This is a genomic window from Hymenobacter amundsenii, from assembly GCF_002204745.1.
GTDB lineage: Bacteria > Bacteroidota > Bacteroidia > Cytophagales > Hymenobacteraceae > Hymenobacter > Hymenobacter amundsenii.
In genome coordinates, this window is the sequence record NZ_NIRR01000005.1 from 35,576 (window position 1) to 54,423 (window position 18,848).

An 18,848-nucleotide genomic window follows, 5' to 3' on the forward strand; every position below is an offset into this window, starting at 1 on the left:
GGGGGCAACGCCGATACATACGGCAAAGGTAAACCTTGGTCTGTTGTCGGAAGATTATTATTATATGAACACGCGTTTATGGGTCATGAAGCCCGAAAACAGGGCGATATTTCTTCGTCCGGGTAGGGTGGGGTGAAGTTAGGGCCTCACCGTACACCATTTGCTTCCCTCTTTTTAAGGCTCACGCGCCCTCTTCCTCGGTCGCACTGGGCCCTGCACCACAACGGCAGCATGGGCATCGGCAACGGCACCCACGCCGGCACGACCACCATAGCCACCGACACCCCCTAAAAGGCCGAGAATATAAACCGGATTCTGACTACCGACCACGGTACAAATGCGTTTCGCCACGCCGACGCGCAACATGAACTTACGCCCGAAGTGGGCCGGGAGCGGGGCCTGTAAATTCTGGAAAGAATTGAGCCATTTGCTACCATTCAGGGCTGATGATTTATGAGTAGTATTGGCCCTCAGTGAGCACCCATCGCGCCAGCCATTCCAGTTATAAACTATGCGTCTACTTCATACTTTGAGCGTATTCATCGGTCTGCTGGGCGCAGCCATAAGCCCGGCCTATGCCCAGCAGCCCCTGGAAGTGGTGATTGTGGCCGCTTCCCACTACAACGACAGCCCTGCGGCCACCTATCAGCCCATCATCGGGAAGCTCCGGGCCTATAAGCCCGATATGGTGTTTGGCGAGTACCTCACGGCCCCCGATGCCCAGGCGCTGCCCGCCACCAGCCCGTACCAACTGGCCCAGCAGCGCCGCCTAAGCTACCTGCGCCGGCGCGCATTAACCACCGCCCCCCTGACCAGCCGAGCCGCTGTAGCCGCCACCCGGCAGCTGCGCCGCCAGCCCCAGCTCGCCCGCCTGCGCATCGATCTGGCCCGCTACTACATCTTCACCAACGACCGGGGCAACGCCGAGTATCAGCTGTATCTGCTGGAAGAACCGCTGAAAAAGAACCTGACTGCCGCCGACCAGCTCTATTACACCCAAGCCCTGGGGCCAGTCGATTCGCTGCGTAAAATCCGGCTGGTGCGGCCTCTGAGCGAATACCACAAAGTCATCTTCCCTCTACTCACGGAGTTGGGCCAGGCCCAACTCTACGGCATGGATTGCCAGCGGTATGAGGAGCCCTGGGGCCAGGCGTACTCCCAGGCGGCCACCCAGAACAACGCACTGAAAGCGGGTTTTCAAACCGATTCCTCCACCGCCCAGGCCCAGACCTACCGGCGGATGGCTGCCTCCCGCAAGGCCTACTTTGCCCACCTCAACCAGGCTGAAACCGACGTGGATGCATACCTGCTGCTCAATGCCCCCGCCTACGAAAAGCTCGACAAGGCCCTCAACTTCTTTGGTGGCGACGAGCTGTATGGTGCGCCGGGCTTCCCCACCGAAGCCGTGCAGGAAATGCGCCGGCAGTGGGTGCTGCGCAACCAGGGCATGTGCGACAACGTGGTGCGCCAAGCCCGGCAACAGGGTGCCCGGCGCGTACTGGTAGCCGTGGGTGCCTCGCACGGGCAGCAGATGCGCCTGCTGCTGCAGCAGATGCCCAACGTGCGCGTGCGTACCTTCAACGAACTGCCCTAAAGGGGCAGCCCATTGTGGTTTACTAATAGTTCTAACACTCCAAACCCATACTGCTACACCGGGCCGCCGCAGTGCCAGCAGAACGCGGTATCGGGGCGGTGGGCGGCGGATTGGCAGCGGGGTCAGGGGGCCTGCTTGCAGGCGGGCGGGGGCAAATGCTACGTTTTGACCTAGTGACGCGACATTCGGACCGATACGATGCCGGTGGGCCAGACGATGATGGCGGCAAAATGCAACCGGTAGCCAGATACCCCGCTCGTGCCGTTCTCAAGCGGCAGCTTACCTTGCCGATGATGTTCGCCAACCTTCAGAAACGCGCCCGGGCCCTCAAAACCGAACTGGTGGCCCTCTACTATGCCGCCCGCGACCCGCGCACACCCTGGTACGCCCGCCTGGTAATGCTGGCAACGCTGGCCTACGCCGCCAGCCCCATCGACCTGATTCCCGATTTTATCCCCGTCTTGGGCTACCTCGACGACCTGATTCTGGTGCCGGCGGGCATCGCACTCAGCATTCGGCTGGTGCCAGCCGAGGTGATGCGTGAAGCCCGGCAGCGGGCGGCCACTACGCCGGTTTCCCGGCGCGCCAACTGGCTGGTAGGCGGGCTGGTATTGGTGCTCTGGCTACTGGCCCTGGCTTGGATGGGCCGGCTTGGGTGGGCATGGTGGCAGTCACGGCCGTAGCCAAAAGCCCGGCCATTGCTTACGCATGCCGGCCACGCTTTCTGGCCTGCCTACTGGCGCTTCGCCAATACATCCTCCACCGGCGTCCAGCTGATATCGGGGTAGCGGGCGTTGTCGAGGGGCTCGGGGAGCTTGGCCTGGCCGCTGAGCATATTGTGCAGGTACTGCATGCCCTGCCAGGGCGGAAAGGCCTCGTTGGGGGCCGGCACGAGCGTTTTGGTGACTTTGATGAGCGTACTGAGCAACCCCAGGCTGCCCACCCGCAACAGGCCGAAGCGCCGGCCCGTGGCGGCGGTAGCGGCCCCGGCCAACTCCCGGATGCTGGCCACTTGGCCAGCCACGTGCAAGTAGCGGGGCGTGGTGGCATCGAGGGCAGCTGCGGCCGTGAAATCGGCCGTGTTCACCATTGTCGTGAAGTCCAGGGGCTGGTCGGCGTCGCCCCAGTATAGCACCCGGCCAATGCCGGGCTGAATCAGCGGGGCCTGGCCGGTGAGCAAATCCGTGAACATACCGTTGAGCACGGAAGTAGCCTGAATGGGGGCTTTGTCAAGATGGCGCTGAAACTCCCGGCGCAGATCGAAGTTGCGGTTGCTGCCCTCGGGCAAGCGGGTGAAATCAGCGGAGAAGTCAGATGGGATAAAGCGCGGCACTCCCGCCGCCACGGCCGCTTCGAGCAGCCGCCGCTGGGTATCCACGATAATATCGCGCAGCCCGTTCAGGGCCGATACTACGCAACTGGCACCTTGGCAGGCCTGCGTAAGGTCATCTACGCTCTCATAATCCACGGCCAGCACTTCCGCACCCTGGAGGCGCAACGATTCGGCTTCCGCGCCGGTGCTGCTCTGGGGCCGCACCAACGCCCGCACAGTGGCCCCGCGCCGGCGCAGGTGGTAGGCAATGAGCAGGCCTAGCGCCCCGGTAGAGCCGGCCAGTACAATCAGTGGGGTATCGGAAACGGAAGCGGTAGTAGGCTTTGGCATAAGCAGGAATGAGAGGCGAACAGAAGAAACAGCGGCCGCAGAAGCGCCAATGTTCCCGCTATTCAACGTCCAGCGGGCAAACCGGTTGTGTTGCACGGGCCTCCTGACCCATAAATCAAGGGTGGCGCCCCAGCGCTTGCATTAGGCTTTCAGAAAGAGTAACTTGTTGAAAGCCAGTTCGCCCTGTCCAGATTGGCGCGTTGGACTCATCCTGCTTTTAGTCGTCTGTCGCCATGTATCATATCATTTACCACAGCGTTGCCGTTGGGCAGCCCACGACCGATGACCTGCGCTTCCTGCTCCGGCAATCGAGGCGCAACAATGCGGGGCTGGGTATTACGGGGCTGCTGCTTTACGGCAATGGCCGCTACCTACAAGTGTTGGAAGGCTTGCAAATGCCTCTGGAACACCTGTTTAGTGTAATCAAGCAGGATTGCCGCCACAGCCGGGTAGCGGCCTTGTCGGCCGGGCCCATCCAAAAGCGGGTTTTTGCTACCTGGTCGATGGGCTTCCAAAAACTATCGGATGAAAATTTTGTCCGGCTCACTGGCTACGTAAGTCCGTGCCGCTTCCGATTCCTGGAAGCGCACCCGCCCGAAATGGACGAGGGCCTGCGGATTCTGCTTGGGTCATTCGTGAACAATGAGGGGCTGCCGATATAATAGCTTGATTTTTAAAAATATAAACGCGGTGTCCGTTCGATTACCTAATTCAGCGCAACCGCTGTTCCCGCTCTGTAAACAGGTTAAACGGCTGCTACGAAGCCGTTGGCCGGGAAGCGGGACGCTGATTGCTGATGATAGTTGCAGCCGAGTTTACCTGCCTTGGCAATCCCACGGCGCGATGTCAAAATAAAGTCTATCTTTACAGCGTTAAAAGGCAAATCGCCAACGAGTCGCTAGCTTAATTCAGTGTGTTTGAATTAACGTTATAGTCCCGCTGCTGCTTGCTTCATCATCCATCACCCTCCTAAAAAGCATCATGCAGACGGGAACCGTAAAATTTTTCAATGAGACCAAAGGGTTTGGTTTCATCAACAACGCCGAAACCGGCGAAGACATCTTCGTACACGTAACCGGCCTCATTGACGAAATCCGCGACAATGATAAGGTAGAATTCGAAGTAGAGCAGGGTCGTAAGGGCCTGAACGCCGTTAAAGTGCGTCGCGCTTAGCCTAACCTACTTTTTGTAGTTGCAAAAAGCACGCTCCACCTAGGGGCGTGCTTTTTTTGTGCGCTATAGCGGGCGGTAGCGGGCCGGATTTGTGGGGTAGTTTCCCGTAGTTTAGCCCCATGAAGCAAGCCGCCTCCACCGTCTTTGTCGTCCGCCCCGCCCGCTTTGGCTTTAATGCCGAAACGGCCCTGTCCAACCACTTCCAGCAGGCCCCCGCCGATCTGAGCGCCGCCGCCGCTGAAGCCCGCGCCGTGGCCGAGTTCGATGCCCTGGTGGAAACGCTGCGCGGACGAGGCGTGCAGGTGCGCGTGTTCGATGATACACCCGCGCCCGCCAAGCCCGATGCCGTGTTCCCCAACAACTGGCTTTCGTTGCACGCCGATGGGCACGCCGTGCTCTACCCCCTGTGCGCCCCCAGCCGCCGCCCCGAGCGCCGGCCCGATATTGTGGCGGCCCTGGGCCAGGAATTTCGGATAACGGAAGTACTGGACTGGTCGGGCGCGGAGGCGGAAGGCCGGTTTTTGGAGGGCACGGGCAGCATCATCTTCGACCACGAGCACCGCCGCGCTTACGCCGGCCGCTCGGCCCGCACCGAGCCGGCCCTGCTGGCCGATATCTGTGCCCGGCTGGGTTATCAGCCGGTACTGTTTCGCTCCGTTGATGCGCGGGGACAGGAAATTTACCACACCAACGTGATGCTCAGCATCGGGCCCGGCTTTGCGGTGGCCTGCCTGGAAAGCATTGCCGATGCAGCCGAGCGCCGGGCCGTGGAGGACTCGCTCCGCGAAACAGGCCACGAAATCGTGCCTATTTCGCTGGTCCAGGTGGCTTGCTTTGCCGGCAACATGTTGGCCCTGCAGCCCGCCGGCGGCCCCGTGCTGCTGGCCATGTCGCAGAGGGCCCACGACTCGCTCACGGCCCGGCAGCGGCAACAGCTAAGCCGCCACGCCGAGTTGCTGCCACTGCCCATCCCTACCATCGAAACCCTGGGCGGCGGCAGCGTCCGGTGCATGCTGGCCGAGGTGTTCCTGCCCGAATTGTTGGGCGTAGCCACGGGGCAAATTTAGGACAGTTGCCAGGTCGAAATCTTTGCCAAAAAAGCCATTTAACGGAGTTTTTAAGGTTCGAAAAGCGTTATCAACCCAATGACGCAAACCGCCCTGTTTCCCTCGCTCGATATCCTGCCCGAACCCGCTTCCACGCCGCGGCAGCACAGTGCCAAGCTGTGGCTGCCTAAGCGCGTGGTGTTCACCCCGGCCGCCCTTGATGAGGCCTTCGGGCAGCAGATGCTGGCACGCGTAACGGCCCAGGGCCTCGAAGTAGAGCTGCTCAAGAGCAACCGCCTCACTGGCCTGCGCGGCGACGATGTGCGCGAGACGTATCGCCGGGCCAAAAGCACGCTGGCCGTAGTGTGCGCCCCGCCCGGTGCCTTGCGCCTGCAACCCACGCCTCCCTCGGCCGATTGGCAGATGAACTTAGCCGAGGGCTGCCCGGCGCACTGCCAGTACTGCTACCTGGCCGGCAGCCTGAGCGGTCCGCCGGTAATAAAGGCCTTCGCCAACCTGCCCCAACTGCTTCAGAACACCCAAACCTACGAGCAGCCCGGCCGCACCACGAGCTTCGAGGTGAGTTGTTATACCGATGTGCTGGGCATTGAGCACCTTACTGGCTCGCTGGCCGAATGCATCCGCTACTATGGGCGGCGCGAGGGCACCCATTTGCGGTTTGTAAGCAAGTACGACCACGTGGATTCGCTGCTCGGCCTGCCCCACCACGGCCGCACCCGGGCCCGGTTTAGCCTGAATGCTGAGCCGGTGGTGCGGAAGATCGAAGGCGGCACGGCCTCGGTGGAGGCCCGCCTGCAAGCGTTGCGTCGGCTGGCGCTGCCCCGGGAACGGGGCGGGGGCGGCTACCCCGTGGGTGTGGTGCTGGCGCCCATTATGCCCCTGCCGGACTGGCAGCAGGCGTACGGCCAGTTGCTCGACCGGGTCGCGGCGGCCCTCGATTTCGACTGCGACCTGACGGTGGAGTTTATCACCCATCGCTTCACGCCGGGTTCCAAGAACGTGCTCCTCGACTGGTATCCCAATACCAGCCTCGATTTCGACGAAGCCACCCGGGCCGTGAAGCGCAACAAGTTTGGCGGCACCAAATTCGTGTATCAGCCCGCCGATATGCGCCAGCTAAAGGAGTTCTTCTACGCCGAATGGCAGCGTCGCTTTCCGAATGCGCCAGTGCTGTACTGGACGTAGGGGAAAGCAAAAAGCCCCGATGGGGCATCCTCAGTAAAGCGAAGGATGCCCCATCGGGGCTTTTTGCTTTCTCCTCGCTAGCCTTCCACCTCAACCAGCCCCAGCAGGGCACTGGTGCGGGCCCTGATTTGGGCTACCAACTCCGGCTCTTCGGCCAGGGTGTGGCCAAAGGAGGGAATCATCTGGCGAAATTTAGCCTGCCATTCGGGCGTGGCCGATTGCTCGGGGAAGCACTTTTGCACTAGGCCCAGCATAATGCTCACGGCTGTGGAAGCTCCGGGCGAGGCCCCGAGTAGCGCGGCAATCGAGCCATCAGTGGCCGTCACGACTTCGGTACCGAATTCGAGGACGCCGCCTTCCTTCTTGTCTTTCTTGATGACCTGCACGCGCTGGCCGGCAATGGCCAACTCCCAGTCGGGGGCCTGGGCTTCGGGCATGTATTCGCGCAGGGCCGCGAGCCGATCCTGGGGCGACTGGCGTACCTGCTGAATGAGGTACTTAGTGAGCGAGAGGTTTTTGAGGCCCGCCATAATCATGGGCTTCACGTTGCCGAACTGAATGGACGCCGGCAGGTCGAAGTAGGAGCCCGTTTTAAGGAACTTAGTGCTGAAGCCGGCGTAGGGCCCAAATAGCAACTGCTTCTCGCCGTCAATCAGGCGCGTGTCGAGGTGGGGCACCGACATGGGCGGCGAGCCTACCGAGGCTTTGCCATATACCTTGGCCTCGTGGCGGGCAATAATGGCCGGGTTGGTGCAACGTAGCCATTGCCCGCTCACCGGAAAACCCCCAAAGCCATTGGCCTCCGGAATACCCGATTTTTCGAGCAACGGCAGCGAGCCACCCCCGGCCCCGATGAACACGAACCGGGCCCGTACTTTCAGGTTCTCGCCGGTATCGAGGTTTTCGGCCTGCACGCTCCAGGCACCATCGAACTTGTGGCGCAACTTCTCCACCTCGTGGTGGAAATGCACCGTTACCCCGGGCTTTTCCTGGAGCAGGTAGAACATGCCCCGGGTCAGGGAACCGAAGTTGACGTCGGTGCCCAGGTCCATGCGGGTGGCGGCCACTGTTTGGGCGGGGTCGCGGCCCTCCATAATCAGCGGCATCCAGTCTGCCATCTCGGCCCGGTCTTGCGTGTATTTCATGCCCTTGAACAGGGCCGACTCGGTGAGAGCCGCATGGCGCTTGCGCAGGAATTCCACGTTTTCAGCCCCCATCACGAAGCTTAGGTGCGGAATGTGGTTGACGAAGCGTTGGATTTCGTGGACGTCATAGGTCTCGATGAGGTAGGCCCAGAACTGCTTGCTCTGCTCGAACTGCTCAGCAATTTTGAGCGCCTTGCTGATGTCGATGGAGCCATCGGGGCGCTCGGGCGTGTAGTTAAGTTCGCAGAAGGCCGAGTGGCCGGTGCCGGCGTTGTTCCAGGCGTCGGAGCTTTCGGCGGCGGCCACGTCGAGGCGCTCAAAAATGGTGATACTCAGCGTCGGGTCGAGCTCCTTGAGCATCAGGCCCAGCGTGGCGCTCATAATGCCGGCGCCAATCAGTACCACATCGGTGAGTGGGGGAGTAGTTGCGTTTGGTTGGCTCATAGGGAAAGGTCAAATAGGACGTTTATCCTACGGCGTTAACCCGGAAAAAGCCGCCTTTGCGGGCAAAGAACTCAGTCCGGACCCCAGGTGCCGGACTCAGGCGGCCAGCTCCCCGGCCGTCGGCTGGCTGGTACGGGCGGCCTGTCGGGCCCGCCACTCGGGAGCGAGCATGCTCATTTCAACTAGGCTCCAGTACTCGTTTTCGTGGCGCAGTACGTCGCGCGAGCAACCCTCGCGCACTAGGCCGGCCTGCTCGTAGCAGCGCAGCGCGGCCGTATTGAAATCGTAAACGCCCAAATCGATGCGGTGCAGTCCCAGCTGTCCGAAACCTACGTCCAGTACGGCCTCCACCATCTGCCGGCCAATGCCCCGGCCCCGGGCGTTGGGCGCGCCTACAATTACGCGGCTGATGCGGGCCGCCTGGTTTTTGCGGCTGATGCCACCAAGCGAAATATGACCTACTACCTCGCCGGTGAGCGTATCGGTAGCCTTATACACGAGGGCATCGGCCGTAGCCGGGTCGTTGGTGCCGTCGAGGTACCAGGCTAGCTTGTCGGGGGTAAGGGGGAAGGAGAAGAGCGAGCCCGACCAGCTTAGCATCAGACGCTCATCAGTAATCCAGGAAATAAGTTGCGAAAAATCGGCGGGGGTGAAGTAATCGAGGCGAATCATGAAGCAAAGAGCAGCCCCCGGCAGCAGGCCGGCGGACGACAAAGATACGGCCGGAAGGAGTATTTTGGCACCCCGCCAGCCCGAAAATACTAGTGCCGGCCCTTAGGGCCGGAAGCCGTGGGCTTATAGTTTAGCTTGTGGGAATAGTGCAACTGGTTTACTTTTGACTAAGCTGCAACCAAATCATCTTCATAGGGGAGTTCGGCACAGGTTGGCCGCCGCCCACATACGCAAAACAGAGGGCTGCTGGCCCCGCGACACGATGAGTTTGTATCATATAGTATACCTGAGCCAGGCTACCAGTGAGCTGGACGAAACGCTACTTAAGGAGCTGCTGCTGCGCTGGCGGAAAACTAACGAGGCCCGCGCCATTACGGGCATACTGCTCTACTGCGGAAACCAGATTCTGCAGGTAATTGAGGGCGAAGAGCAGATTGTGCAGCAGCTTTTCGCGCGCATCGAGCAGGACTGCCGCCACAGCCGAGTGCAAAAGCTGGCCGACGGCCTCGTGGAGCAGCGTGAGTTTCCCGACTGGTCGATGGGCTTCGCGGTGGCCGTACCCCAGGATTTCGCGCTGCTGGCCGGCTACTGCGACCCTGTTGGCGACTGGCTCACGGCCGGCTTGCCTACGCCGGCCGAGTCGCCTATCCGCGAGCTGATCCGCGACTTCAGCACCCTGGCCTAACCCTCGCGGGGCTAACCTAACGCACCGTTGCGGCCCGCACGAACCGGGCACCGCGGGCCTGCAGATCGGTGCGGGCCTGTGCGTAGCCCCCGGGGTTGATGGCACGGGTGGCGTCATCCACGAAAAACACTTCGAATCCTTCTGCCAGCGCATCTTTCGCCGAGAAATACACGCAGTAGTCGGCGGCTAAGCCAGCTAGGTAAACTTGGCGGACGCCCCGGCCGCGCAGGTAGTCGGCCAAGCCGGTGCTTTTGCGGTGGCCGTTGTCGAAAAAGCCACTGTACGAATCGATGGCCGGGTCGGTGCCCTTGCGGAAAATGGCCTCGATGCGCTGCTGGTCGAGGGCCGGGTGGAATTCGGCTCCGGCTGTGGTTTGCACGCAGTGGTCGGGCCAGAGGGTTTGGGGTAACCCGTGCAGCTCGGCTTGCTCAAAGGGCTGGCGGCCGGGATGCTGGCTGGCAAAACTGCCGTGGTCGGCCGGGTGCCAGTCCTGGGTGGCCACCACCAATCCAAAAGCTGGCTGTAAGGCGTTGACCAGCGGTATAATAGCATCGCCGTCGGCTACGGCCAGGGCGCCGCCGGGCATAAAGTCATGCTGGATATCGATGAGCAGGAGAGCTTTCATAGACGCAAAGGTACGAGGCGGGCCGATGCGAGCGGCAGTGTCAGAATGGGATGATCGGGGCTCAAAATAGTATACTTCCGGGTTAATTGTTTACGGTTGAGCTACGTATTTTATCTAAGATTTACCCAGGCCACCGGTAATCTGGCCCGGAGCAATTAGTTTAAGTATAGTACTATGAAAAGATTACATCATCTCATCTATCAGAGCCGGGTGCTGCGGGCACTATCGGCTACCGAACTGGAGCGCCTGCGCGACCAGTCGCAACAAGCCAACCAACGGGCCGGCATCACGGGAATCCTTTGGTACGATGGCCAGCGTTTTCTGCATATCCTGGAGGGCCCCGGGGCCGTAGTGCGTGAGCTGTTTGCCCGCATTCGGCTCGATTGCCGCCACGCCGATGTGCAGGTACTGGCCAATGGGCCCATTGCGCAACGGCAGTTCCAGTGCTGGGAAATGGCTATCCTCCGCAGGTCGGGGCGGCTGCTGAAGCAAGGAGACAGCTGCGAGCCAACCCCCGACGCCCTCGCCGACCACACGCTCCAGTTGCTGCTGCAGGATTTTCAGCATACCGTGCTAAGCGCGGCCGTGCGTTACCGCCCCTAACTGCCGCCGGCCCCTGCCCGGACCCGATTCCTGCCTACCTTGCGGCCACATGGGCCGGAAATCGGCCGGTTGGGCAGTAGCATTCATGAAAAATCATTCTTTTGCGGTAGTAGTACTAGTGGGCGGCAGCGCGATGCTGGCCGGGCAGGTCCGGGCCCAGGTAGCGGCGCCGGAGCCAGCGGCCCGCGAAATGGCGGGCACTAAGGTTTGGTTGGTGCCGCCCCCGGGTTTCGGCCCCACGGCCGGCCTGAGCGGGGTGCGCCGGGGAGCGGCCGCGTTGCAGGTGATGGAAATGCCGGGCAGCAACTACTACCAGCAGGCGGCCGGCTTCAGCCCCGCCCGTTTCGCGGCTCGCGGAGGCCAGGTACTCGAATTCCGGCCGCTGGTGGCAGGCGAGTACGCGGGGCAGCTGGCGCGGGTGCGGCTAAGCCCCACCCAAGAGTCGGCCCAACTGCTGTTCGGCGACTCTACCTTCGTAGTGCTACTCGATGCCCGCTACCCTGCCGCCGACACCGCCACGGGTGCGGCCCTGCGCCGGAGTTTGCTCTCGGCTACTTACCGCCCCACTAAGGCAACCGGCCCGGCCGAGCTGGGCAACACCGTGTTCGTGCTCAATGGCAGCAAGTCGCCGTTCGCGCTGGCGCTGGCTGGCCATAACCGCTATACCTACGCCGTTGGGGGGCAGCGCAAGGCCGATTACGGCCTCGAACCGCTGCTGACCGTAACCACCTACCCCTACAACCCCTCCCTCACGGCCGCCGATATTGGTGCGCAGGTACTGGGCCGCGAAACCGGCCTCAACGGCTACCACGTTCGCAAAACGACTTCAAGCAAGATTAACGACTTGGTGACCTACGAGACCGAGGGCCTAGCGCAGCTGCGGGGGCACGCGGTGCTGGTGTACCAGCAGGTAACGGTGGTGGGCAATACGGCGGTGGCTATGCAGGGCATCGCCCACACCGATTTCGAGCAGGCCCTCAGCCACTTCAAAGCCCTTACCCACACCATTAAGGCTCGGTAAACGGCTAGGAGTGAAGGTAAATTGGTTTTTCTCGTTGCTAACGGGCTACTTTTCCTGCTCGAACGCGAAACGGTCGAGCAAGTCCCAGGGGCCGTTGCGGTAGGCCCACAGGGCCAGACCAGTGCCGGTAACTGTATGAGGCTCAAAAGATGCCGTCAGCTCCTCGTGGAGGGCGCGGGCTGTGGCCGGCGTTACTTTGTTTTGCACCGTGACGTGGGGCCGCAGTGGTTGCAGGTCTTGGGGGCGAAGCACCGGGGCCCAGGTAGCCTGTAGCTCGCGGTGCAGGTGCTGCAAAGCCGCATTTTCGAGCGTGTAGGCCACGCCCTGGCCTAAAAACCGCACGCCGGTTACGCGCAGCATCAGTTGTGGGGTACCTGCTGCTACCGTCCGCAACCGGGCTGTTACGGCCGCGTAATCGGCTCCCGGCAAGTGATGAAATAGCGTGACGTGAGCCCGCAGGTAGTTGCGGGCCGGAGGGAAGTGGGCGGTGCGCAACTGGTCGAAGTACTGCTGGGCGTTTTCGTCGAGGGTGAGCGTCAAAATCAGGGGAGCGTCAATCATCAGGAGCAGGCAGATGGGCAGTAAACAGAATACCCCCGATACGCGGCTGGCCGCAGATCGGGGGTATTGACGGATGAAAACCGCTACCTAGGCCCTGGTTTTCCAACGAGGCGATTTACTATTCGAGCACTACCAGCCGGGTGGTGGTGCTGGTTCCGGCCTGCTGCACCCGTAGCAAGTACACGCCGCCGGGTAGCCCGGTGGTGGTCAGGCTGGCGTGGCCCCGGCCGGCCGGTACCGCGAGGCGGCGTACCACCTGCCCCTGAGCCGAAAGCAGTTCCAGCGTGGCCGCGCCCACTGGGTCGGGGAGCTGAACCTGGGCCTCGCCCCGGACTGGGTTGGGATACACCGCGGCCGAAGAAGCGGTGCGTACCGCCCGAACGCCGGAGTAGGCCACCGTGCCATCGAGGTCGTGGATGGCCAGCCGGTAGTAGGCCGGGCCGGTAAGCGGACGCTCATCAACTACGCTGTACTGCTGGCCCGCGGGCTGATTGCCGGCGCTCACCCGCGCTACGGGGCTCCAGTTGGTAGCCGTGGCGCTGCGCTCCACTTCGAAGTAGCCAACCTTCTCCTCGGTAGCTGTGGCCCAGTTCAGGCGCACCACTTGTCCGGCCGTGGCGGCCTCGAAGCGAGTGAGCGTAACGGGCAGGGGTATCGCATCGGGGAAGCTCACGGCATCGCCCCGGTTGCAGTCCAGATCCGAGCCGAAGGAGCGACCCGTCCAGTTACCAGTCAGGCGGTCAATCTTGTAAATGGTACCATCGTTGGCCGTCACGGCGTATACTCCGCCCTGGCGGTCAGAAAACATGGCCCCAATATCTTGGGTTGCTGGCAGGGGAGTGGTGGGCGTTGTGGTAACGGCTACCGGATTGCTACTGATGCCGCTGATGGTAAGGAACTTACTGTCTTGACCAATATAGCTGACCAGATTGCCCGAAAACGGGTCAAACACCCAATCCTGTATGCCTCCGGAGGGAATCGGGCCTGTATTGTTGTTTTGGCCAGTTAAGGTAAAATTATTGAGGTATGCTTGCGTCTGCAACCGGAATGCGTTGATGATAGACGCAGTAGCGGGGTCACTCACATCGAGCAGCCGCCAAACAGGCGTGGCCGTGACGAAGGGCGTAAGCTGCACCTGCCCCACGTAAAAGCGGAAATCGGTGATGGTGCTGGCGCTGGCGTTGAACGCGTTACGGTTGTAGTTGAAAGCCACGCCCCCCACAAAATAGCTCGAGGTATTATCGCCGTCGCCGATAAAGTTGAGGGTTTGGTTGAAACTGAAAGGCACATAGCCAGGGCCAGTTGGCCCCGTGGTGGTGGGCGCGGGTGGAGGAGACGCTACTGGCCCGAGGTTGGTGGCCTGGGCCGTGGCCAAGCTTACGCGGTAGAGATTGGGTGGCGTATTGAAGTTGGAAAGCGTGGGCTGCACCACGTTCATCGCATAAAGGTTTTGCCGGTCCTGGGCATCGTTGCCCAAGGCATTCAGCACCAACGGGGTCGTGCCTTCCTGCACAGTTCCAATCAGCGTCAGCGACCCATCAACGTTGATTATTTCGAGCGTGGAGGGGTTGTTGGCACTGCCTGGGCAGGCCGAACGCACGGCGAAGCTATTGGATGGAAACTGCGCCCGCGCCTGGATAACCGAGGTAAGCGTCAGTAGTAACAGTAGATACTTTTTCATTTTGGGAAAGCAACAGAGGTGGAAGAGCAGGTAATAACTAACATATGAGAGCTAATATACTGATGATTAACTGCTTATAGCGTATTTCTATATATAGTAAATTTAGGACTAAAAAGGGTATGCGTTCTAATATACGGAAGTATGCAGTTTTGTTGTTCCAAAAAAGCTGCTTTGTTCCGAATTCCACTGAAAAACACTACGCTCAGATGTAGCCAGAGCCGCCGGCGAATTATACGACGGTGATAGTTGGTTTTTTGACCAAGAGAATCTGTGTGGCTAATCTTGAGCCCAGCCCAACTGAAAGTGAACCGGATGCCCGGAGAAGCCGGGGCCGCCGTCATCGATGATATTGCTTGAACTATCGGCCAGCAGCCTGGATGTGGCCGCCTGGAACCCGGTAAGCGGGCCGCTGCGTTGGTGCTGCACGTGGCTATTTTGCCCATGATGCCACGTTGGCTGGACGAGAACTAGGTGTTTCAGCGTTGTTACGGACGGCCAAATAAAAAAGCTAGGGCTGAGGCCGATACAAAAAGCCCGGTTGCCAATCTGGCAACCGGGCTTTTTGTATCGGCCAACTCAACCTATAAAGTGTTCAGTTCGGTGACCAGCGCGGCGGTGGTAATTTCCCGCATTGCTGGTGCGAAAGGAGTAGTTGCCTGCACCGTGCCATCCTGCCGGCCATAGTAGAGCTTGCCCTCGACGATGCGGATAACAACTACGCTCACGCGGGCTCCACGGGGCATGTTGCCGGACCGGAACGTGTTGGGAGCGGTGAAGTTACAGGCCGACACGGAGCCGTTGAAATCCCGAAATACGGCAAACACCGTGGTGTTCGTGGTCGGGTCGATGTTGGTACCGGGTACATTCACGACCACTGGTAGCGGATTGGGTGCGTTGTAGAACCGGTCGCAGTTGAACCAGCCGATGCCGCCGTTGTAAAGCAGGCTGCCGATAGTTAGGATGTTGCCCGTGGGCGTGGGGCTGAGGCCGGAGTTAAAATCAGGGTTCAGGTACCAATTAAAACAGGTGCCGCCGGCCAGCCCGGCCACGAATAAGCGCATCGAGTCGCGGCTGGCTAGGTTGGGTGGGTTCAGGGTCTGGAGCTGAATGGTAGCTCCGGCGGCCATTCGGACGAGCGAATCCTGCTCGGCCCGCAGAAACACTTCGCCCGCCGATTCGAGGGCTAGGTCGTAGGCCACCGTCGGCGTATTGCTGAGCACCATGTCGGCCCGGCTGTACACCTCGCGCAACGTAAGCTGAATGGGGGCTGTCAGGGCTTGTCCGTTTCGGACGAAGGCGTTGGCCGGAATCGTGACCACCGTGCCTTTTGTGCCGGTAAAGGTGTTGGCCCGGCCGGGCATATACGTAAACGTCTGGCGGGCCGCCCCGAGCTGCGTCTGCAGCTCGCGGATGGTAGCCGGCAGTTGGGGGCCGGGCGTGGTGCCATCTTCGCAGATAACCGTACCAGCATCAAACTGGCAAGCCGGCAGCAGGGGTAGTAACAGCAGGGAGGCGAGCAAAAACCGTTTCATAAGGCGAGTAAGGGTAGTGAAATGACAGCTTGATTGGCTATTAGGGTTTGCGGGGAGCGAGGTCCCAGCGGTAGCCTACCTGCACGCCGAGTCCCCAGGGGTAGCGGGAGGTGCGGGGCGGAAGCGTAAGGGAGTTAAGAAACAGCTCGGCTTGCGGCCGGACGGTCAGCCACCTGCCGGGCGAGAGCTGGTAATCGGCAAACGCGCCAACGGTTAGGGTCAGATTCCGGCGCTGAAAAATGGAATCGGCCGAGCTGGGGCGCCAGCGCTGCTGCGCGCAGTTGCAAGCCGAGCCTGTCGTGACGCGCGCACTAATGAGCTGGGCCGCCACGGCGCCACCGAGCACGCCGTAACGCCAGCGGTGGTTGCCCCCAAGTGTTAGTTGGGCCTGTACCGGCAGGGTTACGAAGTTGTACACGTCGCGGAAATCAACCTGCCGGGTTTCTCCCGACGCCGTACTCTGGAGCGTGTAGCGCAACGAACCAGCATGCTGCGCGAAGCCCAGGCCCCCCGCGACCGTCAGCCGGGGCGAGAAGGCATAGGCCCCCAGCAGCTGTCCGCTGCCGCCCCAGGCGGGGCGCTCCAGCTTTTCGAGCTGCGTAGATGTGCCAGGTAGCCGCCGGTAAGTCAGGCTAGGGCCGCCGGTGAGCTGTACGCTCCAGTTGCGCCGTTGCGGCGAGGGCGGCGGCGGGAGTTGCGCCAACCCTTCCAGCTTAGGCGGGACTACCAGAAGCGGTGCCGGCCGCAACGCTAGCCGGGGCCGCCGGACCAGTAGCCCATTCGCGAATGAACCCACCGGGTCGGCTGGCGCCACCAATTCGGCGGCCCGGGTTCGAGGACTGGCCGAGCGGCTGCCGGGGCGGGTAGCTAGGTCGTTGCGGCCCGTGAGCCGATAGCGGGCTCGGCTATTAGTCGGGCTGCTGGCCACCAGCAAACCCAAGCGGCGGGCCGCGGCCGAAACGGATGGCACCCGTTCATTAGTAGTCCGATCAGACCCGGGGCGGAGGTGTGTGGTGCCTCCGGCTGGAGCGGACTGTTTGGTGGCCGAAGCTGGCTGATTGGCGACAGAACGCATTTTACGGCGACTGGCCCGTACGCCGCGCCGGCCCTGGAGCAGCGCAGCCACCGTAGGGGAGGCTTGGTTAAGTAGCTGCACATCGGGCCCGGAGGCCGCTGGCGAAGGGGTTGAAGCGGTGGAGATATTAGAAGCAGCGGAACTAGTAACGGCCGCCGCCTTATCCCTCGGAACTGCTGCCCCGGGAGTGCCGGCTGAACTGGCTTCTGGCTCTGCCGACCCACGCTGGGTGGGCAGAGAGCTCACCGCTAGAGGGCTGCGTTTCGCCGACTCACCCTGAAACAAGGGCCGCCAGTAGGCAGTGCTCACCGTGATGCCGACCAGCAGGGCTATTAGCGCGGCTACTGGTAAGAGCCGCCGCCACCACGGCGGCCGTTGGGGTGGCAACTGCTGCTGAATGCCCGCCCACACCGATTCGGGCGGCGGACTGCCGTAGGGTTCCAGTTTGCGGCGCAGGTCCTGGTAAAATTGGTCAGAGTCTTTCTCAGTCATGGCAGCGGGAGATGTGGGCCTGCTGGTGCAGGCGGGCTTCGAGCAGGCGGCGGGCCCGGGAAAGTTGCGACTTGCTGGTGCCCTCTGAAATACCCAGCAGCTCCCCGATTTCGGCGTGCGAGTAGCCCTCAATAGCGTACAGGTTCAGTACGGCCCGGTAGCCCGGAGGCAGGGCGTTAATCTGGCCCACTAAGTCGTCGGCCGAGAGTTGGTCGAGGGGCGTGCCGCCGGGCGCCGGCACGTCGTGGGCTTCATCAATAGCCAGGGGCAGGCCTCGTTGCTGGTGCTGGTGCCAGAGGTTGAGCGAGGTAGTGACGGCAATACGCCGGGCCCAGGCCTCGAACGGCCCCTGGTTGCGAAACTGGTCGAGGCGGGTGAAAATCTTCACGAACGTGAGTTGCAAGGCGTCTTCGGCCTCCTCCCGCGACGGGCAGTAGCGCAGGCACACGCCCATCAGCTGGTAGCCCAGCCGCTCGTAGAGGGCCCGTTGGGCCGCCGGCCGGCCGCGGCGGCAGTCCGCTACCAGTGCTTCAATTGATTCGGCCATAGGCGTAGGAAGATAAGCGGATAGACACTTCGTGCGCTAACATTCTGCCCCCATGACCGACGCGGCCCGGCGGCGGGTTGCGTCGGGAGGTAAGTATTTTTTCGGAGCCCGGTGGCGGGTAGGCTCTTCGGGCGAACAATAGCGCCCGAAACCGTAGTTTCGCCGGGCCGCTCCGGTTGCGGCCCAGGTTCTCCTTCTCTTGCTTCGTTATGCTGCTACCGCTTTATCAGGTTGATGCCTTTACCGACCGGCCTTTCGCCGGCAACCCCGCCGCCGTCTGCCCCCTCGCCGAGTGGCTGCCGGCCGAAACCATGCAGGCCATTGCCGCCGAAAACAACCTTGCCGAAACCGCCTTCTTCGTGCCGCAAGCCGGTAGCGCAGGCGCGTACGAAATCCGCTGGTTTACGCCGGCCGTGGAGGTGGAGCTCTGCGGGCACGCAACCCTGGCCTCGGCCCACGTGCTCTACCACCACCTTAATTTCCAGGGTCCGGAAATCGTGTTTCACTCGAAAAGCGGCCCCTTGCGCGTGAGCCGGGCTGAACAGGGAATGCTCACCCTCGACTTTCCGGCCCGGCCCCCGCACCCCATCAGCCAGCACCCCACCGGCCTGCTCGACGGGCTGCGCGCCACGCCCCTGCACCTGCTGGCTGGCCCCGACCTCGTGTGCGTCTTCGGCTCCGAAGCCGATGTGCGCGCCCTGCAGCCCAACCAAACCCGGCTGGCGGAGGTCGAGTACCGGGGCGTTATTGCCACCGCCCCTGGCTCCGACGGCATCGATTTCGTGTCGCGCTTTTTCGGCCCCCGGGTGGGCGTGCCCGAAGACCCGGTGACCGGTTCGGCCCACACCACACTGGTGCCGTACTGGGCCGAGCGCCTGGGTAAAACCACCCTCCACGCCCGCCAGGTATCGGCCCGGGGCGGCGACCTGTGGTGCGAGTTGCGCGCCGACCGGGTGCTGATGAGCGGCCACGCCGTGACGTATCTGAAAGGCGAAATTGAGTTGCGCGAAGGCTGAGGCAGACGAGGCTGGGCAGGCGGATAATGGGCCGCTGTCCCGCTTTGTGCTGGTCACTCGATAGACG

General features: G+C 61.8%; 19 protein-coding genes. 10 read left to right on the plus strand and 9 right to left on the minus strand.

Features of this window, described 5'->3' with window-relative positions; translation table 11 throughout:
• Positions 1–511: 511 nt before the first annotated feature.
• Positions 512–1,594, plus strand: coding sequence for a DUF5694 domain-containing protein (locus CDA63_RS05100; RefSeq protein WP_206780450.1), 1,083 nt, complete (start codon positions 512–514; stop codon positions 1,592–1,594).
• Positions 1,595–1,884: 290 nt separating this feature from the next.
• On the plus strand, positions 1,885–2,277 hold the full coding sequence (locus CDA63_RS05105) for a YkvA family protein (protein WP_199797497.1): 393 nt from the start codon (positions 1,885–1,887) through the stop codon (positions 2,275–2,277).
• A 50-nt stretch (positions 2,278–2,327) separates the two neighbouring features.
• Here CDA63_RS05105 and CDA63_RS05110 read toward each other — a convergent pair whose 3' ends face one another.
• Positions 2,328–3,257 carry an NmrA family NAD(P)-binding protein gene (locus CDA63_RS05110; protein ID WP_088463376.1) on the minus strand — a complete coding sequence of 310 codons (930 nt, stop codon included), beginning with the start codon at positions 3,255–3,257 and terminating at the stop codon, positions 2,328–2,330.
• A gap of 233 nt (positions 3,258–3,490) precedes the next feature.
• Between CDA63_RS05110 and CDA63_RS05115 the strand changes: the two genes are divergently transcribed.
• The 4 genes from CDA63_RS05115 to CDA63_RS05130 all read left to right on the plus strand — a co-directional run bounded on the left by CDA63_RS05115 (position 3,491) and on the right by CDA63_RS05130 (position 6,682).
• The gene (locus CDA63_RS05115) at positions 3,491–3,919 is read left to right on the plus strand and encodes a BLUF domain-containing protein (RefSeq protein ID WP_088463377.1); all 429 of its coding nucleotides are present in this window, start codon (positions 3,491–3,493) and stop codon (positions 3,917–3,919) included.
• A gap of 319 nt (positions 3,920–4,238) precedes the next feature.
• A complete protein-coding gene (locus CDA63_RS05120; RefSeq protein ID WP_019949498.1) occupies positions 4,239–4,430 on the plus strand; it encodes a cold-shock protein in 192 nt (63 codons plus the stop codon).
• Between the two features lie 119 nt (positions 4,431–4,549).
• A complete protein-coding gene (gene ctlX, locus CDA63_RS05125; RefSeq protein ID WP_088463378.1) occupies positions 4,550–5,497 on the plus strand; it encodes a citrulline utilization hydrolase CtlX in 948 nt (315 codons plus the stop codon).
• 78 nt (positions 5,498–5,575) lie between these two features.
• The gene (locus CDA63_RS05130) at positions 5,576–6,682 is read left to right on the plus strand and encodes an SPL family radical SAM protein (RefSeq protein WP_088463379.1); all 1,107 of its coding nucleotides are present in this window, start codon (positions 5,576–5,578) and stop codon (positions 6,680–6,682) included.
• 77 nt (positions 6,683–6,759) lie between these two features.
• Here CDA63_RS05130 and CDA63_RS05135 read toward each other — a convergent pair whose 3' ends face one another.
• Together CDA63_RS05135 and CDA63_RS05140 are read right to left on the minus strand one after the other, a co-directional pair.
• Positions 6,760–8,271 carry a malate:quinone oxidoreductase gene (locus tag CDA63_RS05135; RefSeq protein WP_088463380.1) on the minus strand — a complete coding sequence of 504 codons (1,512 nt, stop codon included), beginning with the start codon at positions 8,269–8,271 and terminating at the stop codon, positions 6,760–6,762.
• Between the two features lie 96 nt (positions 8,272–8,367).
• A complete protein-coding gene (locus CDA63_RS05140; protein WP_088463381.1) occupies positions 8,368–8,943 on the minus strand; it encodes a GNAT family N-acetyltransferase in 576 nt (191 codons plus the stop codon).
• 262 nt (positions 8,944–9,205) lie between these two features.
• Between CDA63_RS05140 and CDA63_RS05145 the strand changes: the two genes are divergently transcribed.
• On the plus strand, positions 9,206–9,628 hold the full coding sequence (locus tag CDA63_RS05145; RefSeq protein WP_126546743.1) for a BLUF domain-containing protein: 423 nt from the start codon (positions 9,206–9,208) through the stop codon (positions 9,626–9,628).
• 16 nt (positions 9,629–9,644) lie between these two features.
• On the opposite strand, the gene pncA is transcribed toward CDA63_RS05145, so the two are convergent.
• On the minus strand, positions 9,645–10,253 hold the full coding sequence (gene pncA, locus CDA63_RS05150) for a bifunctional nicotinamidase/pyrazinamidase (RefSeq protein ID WP_088463383.1): 609 nt from the start codon (positions 10,251–10,253) through the stop codon (positions 9,645–9,647).
• Positions 10,254–10,427: 174 nt separating this feature from the next.
• On the opposite strand from pncA, the gene CDA63_RS05155 reads away from it, so the two are divergent.
• Both CDA63_RS05155 and CDA63_RS05160 read left to right on the plus strand, forming a co-directional pair.
• Positions 10,428–10,856 carry a BLUF domain-containing protein gene (locus tag CDA63_RS05155; RefSeq protein WP_088463384.1) on the plus strand — a complete coding sequence of 143 codons (429 nt, stop codon included), beginning with the start codon at positions 10,428–10,430 and terminating at the stop codon, positions 10,854–10,856.
• An 85-nt stretch (positions 10,857–10,941) separates the two neighbouring features.
• Positions 10,942–11,877 carry a hypothetical protein gene (locus CDA63_RS05160; protein WP_126546744.1) on the plus strand — a complete coding sequence of 312 codons (936 nt, stop codon included), beginning with the start codon at positions 10,942–10,944 and terminating at the stop codon, positions 11,875–11,877.
• Positions 11,878–11,922: 45 nt separating this feature from the next.
• Here CDA63_RS05160 and CDA63_RS05165 read toward each other — a convergent pair whose 3' ends face one another.
• The 5 genes from CDA63_RS05165 to CDA63_RS05185 all read right to left on the minus strand — a co-directional run bounded on the left by CDA63_RS05165 (position 11,923) and on the right by CDA63_RS05185 (position 17,765).
• A complete protein-coding gene (locus CDA63_RS05165; RefSeq protein ID WP_199797498.1) occupies positions 11,923–12,438 on the minus strand; it encodes a 2'-5' RNA ligase family protein in 516 nt (171 codons plus the stop codon).
• Positions 12,439–12,556: 118 nt separating this feature from the next.
• Positions 12,557–14,119: a T9SS type A sorting domain-containing protein gene (locus CDA63_RS05170; RefSeq protein ID WP_088463387.1), complete on the minus strand. Its 1,563-nt coding sequence runs from the start codon at positions 14,117–14,119 to the stop codon at positions 12,557–12,559.
• 581 nt (positions 14,120–14,700) lie between these two features.
• Positions 14,701–15,651, minus strand: coding sequence for a hypothetical protein (locus tag CDA63_RS05175; RefSeq protein ID WP_088463388.1), 951 nt, complete (start codon positions 15,649–15,651; stop codon positions 14,701–14,703).
• Between the two features lie 40 nt (positions 15,652–15,691).
• The gene (locus CDA63_RS20340; RefSeq protein ID WP_126546745.1) at positions 15,692–17,218 is read right to left on the minus strand and encodes a hypothetical protein; all 1,527 of its coding nucleotides are present in this window, start codon (positions 17,216–17,218) and stop codon (positions 15,692–15,694) included.
• A complete protein-coding gene (locus tag CDA63_RS05185; protein WP_088463390.1) occupies positions 17,211–17,765 on the minus strand; it encodes an RNA polymerase sigma factor in 555 nt (184 codons plus the stop codon). Before CDA63_RS05185 ends, CDA63_RS20340 begins: the two co-directional genes overlap by 8 nt.
• A 209-nt stretch (positions 17,766–17,974) precedes the next feature.
• On the opposite strand from CDA63_RS05185, the gene CDA63_RS05190 reads away from it, so the two are divergent.
• Positions 17,975–18,781, plus strand: a complete 807-nt coding sequence (locus CDA63_RS05190; RefSeq protein WP_088463391.1) for a PhzF family phenazine biosynthesis protein — start codon at positions 17,975–17,977, stop codon at positions 18,779–18,781.
• Positions 18,782–18,848 lie beyond the last annotated feature (67 nt).

What these genes read in the sequence shown, in the direction of transcription:
- CDA63_RS05100 (WP_206780450.1), top strand. Translation starts at nt 512, where the DNA reads ATGCGTCTACTTCATACTTTGAGCGTATTCATCGGTCTGCTGGGCGCA.
- CDA63_RS05105 (WP_199797497.1), top strand. Translation starts at nt 1,885, where the DNA reads ATGATGTTCGCCAACCTTCAGAAACGCGCCCGGGCCCTCAAAACCGAA.
- CDA63_RS05110 (WP_088463376.1), bottom strand. Translation starts at nt 3,257, where the DNA reads ATGCCAAAGCCTACTACCGCTTCCGTTTCCGATACCCCACTGATTGTA.
- CDA63_RS05115 (WP_088463377.1), top strand. Translation starts at nt 3,491, where the DNA reads ATGTATCATATCATTTACCACAGCGTTGCCGTTGGGCAGCCCACGACC.
- CDA63_RS05120 (WP_019949498.1), top strand. Translation starts at nt 4,239, where the DNA reads ATGCAGACGGGAACCGTAAAATTTTTCAATGAGACCAAAGGGTTTGGT.
- ctlX (WP_088463378.1), top strand. Translation starts at nt 4,550, where the DNA reads ATGAAGCAAGCCGCCTCCACCGTCTTTGTCGTCCGCCCCGCCCGCTTT.
- CDA63_RS05130 (WP_088463379.1), top strand. Translation starts at nt 5,576, where the DNA reads ATGACGCAAACCGCCCTGTTTCCCTCGCTCGATATCCTGCCCGAACCC.
- CDA63_RS05135 (WP_088463380.1), bottom strand. Translation starts at nt 8,271, where the DNA reads ATGAGCCAACCAAACGCAACTACTCCCCCACTCACCGATGTGGTACTG.
- CDA63_RS05140 (WP_088463381.1), bottom strand. Translation starts at nt 8,943, where the DNA reads ATGATTCGCCTCGATTACTTCACCCCCGCCGATTTTTCGCAACTTATT.
- CDA63_RS05145 (WP_126546743.1), top strand. Translation starts at nt 9,206, where the DNA reads ATGAGTTTGTATCATATAGTATACCTGAGCCAGGCTACCAGTGAGCTG.
- pncA (WP_088463383.1), bottom strand. Translation starts at nt 10,253, where the DNA reads ATGAAAGCTCTCCTGCTCATCGATATCCAGCATGACTTTATGCCCGGC.
- CDA63_RS05155 (WP_088463384.1), top strand. Translation starts at nt 10,428, where the DNA reads ATGAAAAGATTACATCATCTCATCTATCAGAGCCGGGTGCTGCGGGCA.
- CDA63_RS05160 (WP_126546744.1), top strand. Translation starts at nt 10,942, where the DNA reads ATGAAAAATCATTCTTTTGCGGTAGTAGTACTAGTGGGCGGCAGCGCG.
- CDA63_RS05165 (WP_199797498.1), bottom strand. Translation starts at nt 12,438, where the DNA reads ATGATTGACGCTCCCCTGATTTTGACGCTCACCCTCGACGAAAACGCC.
- CDA63_RS05170 (WP_088463387.1), bottom strand. Translation starts at nt 14,119, where the DNA reads ATGAAAAAGTATCTACTGTTACTACTGACGCTTACCTCGGTTATCCAG.
- CDA63_RS05175 (WP_088463388.1), bottom strand. Translation starts at nt 15,651, where the DNA reads ATGAAACGGTTTTTGCTCGCCTCCCTGCTGTTACTACCCCTGCTGCCG.
- CDA63_RS20340 (WP_126546745.1), bottom strand. Translation starts at nt 17,218, where the DNA reads ATGACTGAGAAAGACTCTGACCAATTTTACCAGGACCTGCGCCGCAAA.
- CDA63_RS05185 (WP_088463390.1), bottom strand. Translation starts at nt 17,765, where the DNA reads ATGGCCGAATCAATTGAAGCACTGGTAGCGGACTGCCGCCGCGGCCGG.
- CDA63_RS05190 (WP_088463391.1), top strand. Translation starts at nt 17,975, where the DNA reads ATGCTGCTACCGCTTTATCAGGTTGATGCCTTTACCGACCGGCCTTTC.